This window comes from Thiohalorhabdus sp. Cl-TMA, from assembly GCF_041821045.1.
Classification (GTDB): Bacteria; Pseudomonadota; Gammaproteobacteria; order Thiohalorhabdales; family Thiohalorhabdaceae; genus Thiohalorhabdus; species Thiohalorhabdus methylotropha.
Map to the genome: position 1 here is coordinate 321,861 of NZ_JBGUAW010000005.1, position 8,380 is coordinate 330,240.

The following is an 8,380-nucleotide window of genomic DNA, read 5'->3' on the forward strand; positions in this document are numbered from 1 at the left end:
TTATGCGGGTGTGGCGTCTGACCCATCCGAAATGGAAGGAAGCCGCATTCACCGGGGAGGGTAGCCGAATCGCGGGTAGGCGGTGGAACCCCCCAGGCTGGGCTGCAGTTTATTGCGCGGACAGTTTGGCGCTGGCCATGCTGGAGGTGCTGGTCCACTTGGCTGCGGAATCTCGGGACCTAATCTTTCTGGCCTATCCGGTCCAAGTACCTGATGAGGCCATCCTTACCCTCCCGGCTTCGGAACTCCCGAAACACTGGCGGCAAGAGCCGGCTCCTGAAAATACGCAGAGTCTGGGAGAGCGCTGGTTACGCAGAGGAGAAACCCTTGCCCTGCAAGTGCCCTCGGTAATCGTTCCCCAAGAAACCAACCTTATTATCAATCCAAACCACCAGGACTTTGGTCAGGTCGTGGTGGGCCCCGCTGAAGAAGTCGGCTTCGACAGTCGAATCTGGCAGGGGTAGGTTGTTTGGCTACCCTGCCATATGAAGCGGAGATGCCGGAGCCTGTACCTCCTGCTCCCGCTTGCTAACGCCATCTCGTAGCCATTCGTACGCCAGGGAGGCCGTTGCCGGTTCTTCGGCCCCCGCAAGCCCTTGCAATGCCTTCCATTCCTGGCACAGGAATGGCTCGCCCTCGGTACCACCGCTTTCCATCAGATGCGGTTGCAGGGAATGTCCTCGCAACACCTGCTCCAACCGCCGGAGGATTCGTAGTCCGCCCACATCCCGGTCTCCCCAGTGATAAAAGGGGGTTGGCGGCTCCAATGTCTTGTCAAGCATTCCATAAACGGCCCGAAACTCAGGTCCCGGGAAGCCGGCGGTATAGAGCACCACTCCGGAATCATCGACCTCCCGCACATAACGATGAAAGGTCGCCAGGTTCTCGATAGTGAGCACATAGGATACCGCCCCAGAGGCCAAGACCCGACTGACATGGGAGGGATCCATGCCGACATACGGCACAAGTCGCCCAAGGTCCCAGGGCACCCCGGAATATTCCACCTCCAGGGCGCCCCGGAGGTACAGGGAAGGAGGGAACTTCTTTAGCCCCAGTTCCTCGAAAAGCTCCTCCGTCGACAAGTCCGTTTCATGAGCGGCCTTCCATATACGCCCAACGGCCCCACGCACCCCGCTGCGCTCCAGGAACTTGGAGTCGCCGAGCAGGAGCGCCCCGAAGGAGCGCTGGTCCAGGCCTTGATGCGCCCCCTGGGCCAGCAGCGCCACCACCCGGAACACTTGGGCGATGCGCCCCGGATCGTCCGGAGCCAGCCCCAGGGCATTTTCGTGACGCGCCCAGCGGGGGAATTGGGCCTCGAAGACCTCCCGCACCCAGTCCGGTGCCTCCGCCAGTTCGGGCTCCGTCGCCTCGCGTATGGCGTGGCCCAACTCGCCCCCGCGCGGCTGGCCCAGGTAATCCGCCAGTCGGTCCCCGTCCACCAGCCGGATGGAGACTAGCTTGTTTTCGGCAGAGCCACGCCCCCAGACCAGTTCCACCGCCCCCTCGGCCTGGGCATTTTTCAATTGGCCGTGGATGGCATCCCGCGCATCCACATCCCCGTGTTGGACGTACTCTTGACCTTCCTGGCTCCGGAGGGAAAGGGTCGTGGTGCGGGAGGGGTCGGTTTGCCGGTCAGCCTTCCGTAAGAGTTTGGTGAGCAGACTCACCGCCACTTCCGTGTTCACCCGCACCTCCTTGCGCTGATTGCTGCCGTCGCCGGATCTCGGTAGGCGTGATCGGGACGTCCCCCCGCAGCAGGTTCTGCCCGTCCTCGGTCATGTGCTGATGGTCGATGGAGACCACATCCCGGGAATCCTTGCGCACATAGATCACCGTATCCAGATCGCCCTCCAGGTAGTTCTCCGTGCCCATGGGCGCCGCCAGGATCACCTGCAGGCCAATTCCATCGAAAAAGCTCATGGCGTTCATCGCATTCATCGGATCAAGCTTGTTGAAGGCCTCGTCGAACACAGCCAACCGCAACCCAGCATCCCAACCATCCGGTGTCTCGTGGATTTGATAGGCGGAGGCGAGGGCGGAGCCAATGGCGACATAGAAGGGCACCTGGTGCTCCCCACCGGAGCCAGCCCCGAGGCGCCGGCTCAGCGGCTCCCGGGTCCCGTCCGGATCCTCGATATCGATGTCGAACTGGTAATACTGCCGGTAGTCCTGGATCTTCTTCAGCAACTCCGACTGGTCCCCATCGGTGCCCTCCAGGATCTCCCGGACCCGCTGCAGGGCCTCCTGCGTCTGCGCATCACCCACCTGGGCCGGATCAAAGAGGGAGGTCTTGGACATGTCCGCCATTTCCGGCGTCCAACTGTCCACGAGCTTGAGGACCGCCCGACAATCGGGGTCGTTGCTCTTTTGAGAACGGAAGGTGTAATACCGGCCATGAAAGGGGCGGTCTTCCAGGGTCCGGTTCAGTTCGCGTAGCCGGCCCTTCATTTTCTCCAGGTTGTCCTGGATCTTACCGATGAAGTCGTGCTGGAAGGTGGCCTGCGCGGTCTGCAGCGCCTCCTCGGCCTTCTTCGTATACTTCGCCATCTCAGTGCTACGCAGGTACTCCGCATCCTGTTTGAGCAGCCCCTGTGCACCCTCGGCGGTCTCCAGGAAATTCGTGTTTTCCGGATCTGCCAGGACCACGAAATCCAGGCGCTCGCGATAGTAGGAGTCATCTTCACCACTGAATCGAGCGATATGCTCCTTCAACGCTTCAAATGCGCCCAACCAACCGGTGCCGCGCTCGCGATTCCCCCGCGCTTTGCCCTGGTTTTCCTTGCTTCGCCGCTCGGCGGTATTCTGCGCCTGTTCGTAATCCACCTTGCCGTCCTCGGACGAACACTCGCCTTCGAGTTTTTCAAGCACTTCCAAGGAGGTGTTGCGATCTACCAGAGGGTGCTGAAAGAAGTTTTCCAGGTTCCCTCGCTCCTGCTTAATGCGGGCTTCTAAGTCCCGAATCTGCCCCTTATACTCTCCCCGGCTAGTGTTGTATTCACCTTGGTGGCTACGGTTTTGGCTTAACAGGCTCTGAATTTCCGACCGCTTGGTCTCACGTTCCTCGACCATCTTGGCGAGGCGATCATATTCCCCGGTGTCCAGGAGCTTTTTCTGCTCTTCCAGGCGATCAATCTCCGCCTGCGCTTCCCGCCATTCCTTGACCCGCTCGCGCAACTCCGTCCGGCGATCAATCGCATCCTGCAAAATACGCAGATCATCCAGCACCGCCGTATAGACATCTTCTTCCCTGCGCGCCTTTTCGACAGCCTCGGCCTTTTGCTGGAAATCCGTGCGCAAGTCCTGGAGTTGGTGGTCGCGCGACGCGCCCAATTTATGAGGTACCGGCCTCCGGCGCGTGAACTCGCCGTTGATCGACATCATTCCGTCAACGGTCATTGCCGTCCAATGGTCCCGCAATTCCTGAGAGGTGCTCACGCGCATGACATGACCCAGCCGGCTCACGATCACCGCCCAGGCATTGGGGTCCTCCGCTTCCACAACTTCAGCCAGGGACCCGCGTACGTCCTTGTTCGCCTTCCCCTGCAGTAGGTGGGTATTGGCGACGCGCACTCCATAGATGTCCGAATTCCGATACACCTCCACCGCCGCCTCGGCCTGTTCGGGGGGCACCACCAGGATCTCCCGGGCACCGCCGAGGAAGGTCTCGATGGCGTTGCGCCAGTCCTCATCGGTGACATCGACCAGATCGCACAGGGGCTCGGCGGAAATGCCTTCCGCTTCCAACCGGTCCATCATGCGGATGGTGGCGGGGTCCAGGTCGGATTTCCCTTCCTCCAACCGCTTGATCCGCCGCTTCAGGTCCTCGCCTTCCTCCTCCAGAGCCCGACGCCGAGCGATGGTCGTATCATTGGCCTCGCCGATCTCCTCCCGCCCCTGGGCCATGGCCTCGGTCAACGCTTCCAGACGCGCGATCACAATTTCCGGATCCTCGGGCCAGGCGTCCTGCAGCAGCCCTTCAGCGGGGAGGATTTCCTGAGTCTGATGCAATCCGGAAAGCAGCGCCCTGGGAAGGATCGGCTCCTGGCGGACCAAGCGGTTCACCGGAAGGAGGCTCTTGTGGAACTCATGCAACCACCCGGTAATCCCGTTGATTCGGTCTTGCTCCCGGGATTGCAATGCCTCTAGACGCTCCCGCTCGGAGGCTGCCTCGGTCTGCGCCATCTGATGGCGCAGACCCTCAATCTCCTTGCCAATCTGCCCCTGCTGCTCCTCCAGGCGACCTTCCTCTTTCCTCAATGCCTCCAACTGGTCTTCGACATTGCCAAGGGCTTCCTCAAGCGGGGCGAGTTGATTTTCCAGGTTCCGGATGTAGGCCTCCACCCCGGCGATCCGGTAATTCGCCGCGCGCTGCTCGTAGTCCCGTGCCTCCCGGTAGGTCTTCGCGATCCCCTCCAGGGACTCGATGCGGTCTTTCACTCCCTGCATCTTCTGATAGATCTCCCAGTAACGCCCCAGGGACTCCTGCAGTTCCTGGATATCCACCGGATTGGGCTCCAGGAGGTAGCGGCGCACGAACTGGCTCACATCCCGGATGGGCTCGAAGGCGAGGGCGCTTTTGAAGTTCCGGGCGAACCACTCGGGGTCGTAGCGCTCCTCCGGGCGATTGTTCAGATACCGGGAGGTCTGCCGCACGAATCGGACCGGATGGTCCTTCTCGTTTACGAAGTGGTAATTCTGTGCCTGGAGGTGCGGCTGCACTCGCTCCCAGGGCAGGGGGCGCAGGCTACCGTTCACCTCCTCCAGAAAGTCGTCCCGGGTCGCCCGGTACCCAGGCACCACGAACCGGGCCCGGATAGGGGCATCCGAGGAACTCTGCGAGGCATGGATGTGCATGCCGACGGTGGTAGGCTTGCCGTTTTGGTCCTCATATACGAGGACCAGATAGGTATAGGCCTCTTTCCGGGGCTGCGAGGTGGCCTGCAGCTTATCCGGATTGTCCGGATCCCGGATCTCCCCCAGGCAATAGGCGCGCAAGCTACGCTGGTGATCCCGCCGGCTGCGCCCGCCCTCGTTATCGGCCCCGGCGTTGAACTGCACGTGGTGCTTGTTGTAGCCCAGCAGCACCGTCTGGATGGCATCCAGAATCGAGGACTTGCCAGCCCCGTTCGGACCCACAATGGCGGTATGCCCTCGAAGCTCAAACTCCTGGACGTCGAATCGGTACCAGTTAATCAGCAGGATGCTAGTCAGCGTCTGCATGCGGCTCGCCTTTCAATTCGGGTTCTTCTGCGGAGGCATCCACCGATTCCGCCTCATCCCCTGGCTGGGGCTCCCCCTCCAGTCCCTCCGCCCCAGCAGGTTCTTCTCCAGGGACCTCTGCGAATTTCTCCAACCGCTGGCGCCACTCTGGTCCCCCGGTGACCCGGCGCAGGGAGGGCAGCAATTCCAGCCGGATGCGGTCCACCTCCTCACTGGTGCCATCCTTGTGGATCCGCACCAGCCCGTGGCGTCTGAACAGCTTCAAGGTTTCCTTGAAACGTCCTGCCGGAGGCAGGGAGAGCCCCAGCTTGTCCTGGAGGAAGGTTGCCAATTCCTGCGCGTCCACCCAGACCACGCCGCCCTCCTGGGCCTCCATGTTCTCCAGCCCCCGCTCGAATAGGAAACGTGCGCCCAGAAGAAGCAGGGTCTCCTCCCGCTTCAAGGATTTTCGGAACGGCGCGGCGGTGTCGCCCGTCACCACACCCACGTACTGGAAGTCGGAATCCTCGACCAGCGTCCAACCCAAGGCATCGACCAGGTTGCCAAAATAGGTCATATGCTCCTTGATCAACCGGTAGGGCTGGCGGTCATTCTTGTTGGCGAGAAATAGAAATTGCCGCGAGAGCAACGCCTGCGCTGCCCTGCGAAAATCCTCCGCCTCCAGGTCCGAACCGCTATTCACCGCCTGCATCAGGTCCTTTAACATCACACCTCCCTTCGCCGTCGGACCCGGAAATGCGGGGCCACCACCGGCCCGTAATTCACCATTCGCTGTCCATCCACCTCCACCTCGAACTGGCGCGCCACCTCCGGGCTGAACGGGGCCGATCCGGCCAGGAGGGGGACTGCCTCAAAGGCCATGAGGTCCTCCACGGAATCCCGCCGCAATTCTTCGCCCTCGATGTAGCCGGTAGCGGGGACCTGCTCGTCGAGGAAGGTGCGCAACTTGCGCGGCCCGACCGTACGGCGGTCGGTGAAGGCTTTCATCTGCCGTTGGAACTCCTCTTCGATCGGATCAGGTTCCGGCGTGACGATGGGGTCGGGCTCGTTGGGCGTGCGGGGCTCACTGGGTTCATGCAACTGCCGGTCGCCGAAGGGTGCCTCCCCAATCAGCGGGATGCCCAGATCCACCTCCTCATGCTCATCCCAGTCGGTGGTTGCCACAACGAAGGTATGCGCCCATTCCAGCACCTTGCCCGCACCGCCGGCCTCGGCCCGGTCCATGTAGCGAATGACGTCCGCTGCCCGCCGCTCGAACCGGGACCGGACCCGCTCCAGGTGCTCGATCTCCTCGTCCACTCGTTCCAGGGAGATGGCCAGCGTATCGAGGTCCTTGCGTAGCTTGTGCTCGGCCTCCTCAATACTCCCCAGGTGCATCTGATCCAGGTAGGACTGGCAAAGCGTGGCCCACTTCCCGGTGTCGTAGCGGATCTCCCGCACCGCCTCGACGATGCGGTGCCGATAGCGGAAGGGATTGTTCTCCGTCTTCAGGTCCTTGTAGTCGGCAATCAGGAAATTCTCGATGAACTCCCCGAAAAAGTTGGCGAGCAAGACCTTGGGGTCCGCCTCTTCCTGGAACCGTTTGAACTGCTCGGAAAGGCCATACACCATCCGCGTCAGATGCGCCTTGAACCCCTGCGCATCTTCCACCGCATGGTGCAGGGCAGGGCCTTGGCCATTGCCGCCGGGGTCGGCATAAACCGAGTGCACCACCGTCAGGATGTTCTGGATCTTGCCGCCGTAATACATGGGCTTCGGCGAGGCCACTCCTACCAGAGTCTCCAAGACCACTCCCACATCCGGAGGGATGGTTACCGAGACCTGATAGCCCTGGCTCACCTCAGAGAGCCAGCCGGAGTCTTTCAGCCGTCGATAGACATAGCCCGCCTTCCCATCCGGTGTATCCGGGGATTCCGTTTCATCCTCGGCTTCCCGGAGCAGTTCAACCTGATGGCGGCGCAAGTGCTTTTCGATGACATGCTTCACTTCTTCCCGAGGCGGATAGGTGGTGAAGTCGGAGTTCTCCAGAAGATCCGCATACAGTCCTTGCAGCACATCGGCATAAATCCACCGATCGGGGCCGGCAAGGGGACTGAAAAGCTGGTCTGGGAGATTATTAAAAAGCATGCGGGACTCTTGCTGAAGTGTTGTTACAAAATTTCATCAAATAATGGCCAGGAATAATAATTTTCAACACCCCTTTTGACTTCCTTGGAGAAAGAATTCATCAGCCTCCCCGAATTATTAGCAGGGTGGTATGTGCCTGCCTTTGCCAGGCGCACTTATTGCCTTGCTCAGGCAGGGTTTATGGGTCCGGAAACCTCTGGGGACCATTTGGGGTCTGGTGTGTACGGTGTGTGTAATCCCCGTATGAAAAGCGCGGACGTCATCAAACGGCTAAGGGAAGACGGGTGGCAACTACACCATGTAAAGGGAAGTCACCATTAGTTCAAGCACCCTGAAAAGCCGGGGGAGATAACCGTACCGTACCCCAAGAAGGATCTTCCAACTGGCACGCTGCGGAACATTTTTCGGCAAGCCGGTTGGGATTGGACCGAGGAATAGAGCATGCGCTTCCCAGTTGTGATCCATAAGGAAGCCGAAAGCGATTTCGGTGTGACGGTGCCCGACCTGCCCGGGTACTTCTCTGCGGGAACTACCTTTGAGGAAGCTTTGGACAACGCGAAGGAGGCCATTGAAGGGCATCTAGATGTCGGGACTCGGGGGATTATGTGGCTTCCTCCGAAAGCGGTCGGGGTTTGACTCGTAGTAGGCCTTGAGGACCTCGACCGGAGTCCTGGCGCCCAGGTTCTTCTGGGGAATCTGGCCGTTGTACAGCCGCCGGTAGCGCTCCAGGGTCGCCTCCAACTCCTCGCGGTTGCGGAGGTGGACCGAGGCCAGGACTTCGCTGATGCGGCCGTTGAAGCGTTCCACCAGGCCGTTGGTTTGCGGCTGGCGCGGCGGGATGAGCCGGTGCGCGATGCCCTGGTCGGCGCACAGCTGGTCCACGGGGTGCTTCCCGGAGGGCTGCCCCTGCGGGCGATTCAGCCGGTCCGTGAAGGCCGCCTCGTTGTCCGTCAGCAGGTGGGTAAGCCGGAACGGCGCCCGCCGGACCAGATTGCTCACGAAGGAGCGTGCCGTCGCCGCTTTGCGGTCGTCC

The 8,380-nt window shown here is 61.1% G+C and carries 6 protein-coding genes and 2 pseudogenes; 3 read left to right on the forward strand and 5 right to left on the reverse strand.

Going from position 1 to position 8,380, the window contains the following annotated elements:
- The first annotated feature begins 2 nt into the window (after positions 1 to 2).
- Positions 3 to 464, forward strand: a complete 462-nt coding sequence (locus ACERLL_RS09220; protein ID WP_373655784.1) for an RES family NAD+ phosphorylase — start codon at positions 3 to 5, stop codon at positions 462 to 464.
- Between the two features lie 9 nt (positions 465 to 473).
- Here ACERLL_RS09220 and ACERLL_RS09225 read toward each other — a convergent pair whose 3' ends face one another.
- From ACERLL_RS09225 to ACERLL_RS09240, 4 genes are read right to left on the reverse strand one after another with little or no spacing between them, the layout of a single operon-like run.
- On the reverse strand, positions 474 to 1,685 hold the full coding sequence (locus tag ACERLL_RS09225) for a Wadjet anti-phage system protein JetD domain-containing protein (RefSeq protein ID WP_373655785.1): 1,212 nt from the start codon (positions 1,683 to 1,685) through the stop codon (positions 474 to 476).
- Complete coding sequence (locus ACERLL_RS09230; RefSeq protein ID WP_373655786.1) at positions 1,633 to 5,220, reverse strand: SbcC/MukB-like Walker B domain-containing protein; 3,588 nt, start codon at positions 5,218 to 5,220, stop codon at positions 1,633 to 1,635. Before ACERLL_RS09230 ends, ACERLL_RS09225 begins: the two co-directional genes overlap by 53 nt.
- Positions 5,204 to 5,926 carry a DUF4194 domain-containing protein gene (locus ACERLL_RS09235; protein WP_373655787.1) on the reverse strand — a complete coding sequence of 241 codons (723 nt, stop codon included), beginning with the start codon at positions 5,924 to 5,926 and terminating at the stop codon, positions 5,204 to 5,206. The genes ACERLL_RS09230 and ACERLL_RS09235 overlap by 17 nt, the downstream gene beginning before the upstream one ends.
- Positions 5,926 to 7,275, reverse strand: coding sequence for a Wadjet anti-phage system protein JetA family protein (locus tag ACERLL_RS09240; protein ID WP_373655788.1), 1,350 nt, complete (start codon positions 7,273 to 7,275; stop codon positions 5,926 to 5,928). Before ACERLL_RS09240 ends, ACERLL_RS09235 begins: the two co-directional genes overlap by 1 nt.
- Before the next feature lie 405 nt (positions 7,276 to 7,680).
- Here ACERLL_RS09240 and ACERLL_RS09245 point away from each other — a divergent pair.
- Both ACERLL_RS09245 and ACERLL_RS09250 read left to right on the forward strand, forming a co-directional pair.
- A pseudogene (locus ACERLL_RS09245) lies at positions 7,681 to 7,785 on the forward strand (type II toxin-antitoxin system HicA family toxin); the annotation flags it as partial.
- A 3-nt stretch (positions 7,786 to 7,788) separates the two neighbouring features.
- Positions 7,789 to 7,932 (forward strand): annotated as a pseudogene (locus ACERLL_RS09250) (type II toxin-antitoxin system HicB family antitoxin); the annotation flags it as partial.
- On the opposite strand, the gene ACERLL_RS09255 reads toward ACERLL_RS09250, so the two are convergent.
- On the reverse strand, positions 7,927 to 8,346 hold the full coding sequence (locus ACERLL_RS09255) for an integrase core domain-containing protein (RefSeq protein ID WP_373655798.1): 420 nt from the start codon (positions 8,344 to 8,346) through the stop codon (positions 7,927 to 7,929). The pseudogene ACERLL_RS09250 and the gene ACERLL_RS09255 overlap by 6 nt on opposite strands.
- Between the last annotated feature and the right edge of the window lie 34 nt (positions 8,347 to 8,380).

What these genes read in the sequence shown, in the direction of transcription:
- ACERLL_RS09220 (WP_373655784.1), top strand. Translation starts at nt 3, where the DNA reads ATGCGGGTGTGGCGTCTGACCCATCCGAAATGGAAGGAAGCCGCATTC.
- ACERLL_RS09235 (WP_373655787.1), bottom strand. Translation starts at nt 5,926, where the DNA reads ATGTTAAAGGACCTGATGCAGGCGGTGAATAGCGGTTCGGACCTGGAG.
- ACERLL_RS09230 (WP_373655786.1), bottom strand. Translation starts at nt 5,220, where the DNA reads ATGCAGACGCTGACTAGCATCCTGCTGATTAACTGGTACCGATTCGAC.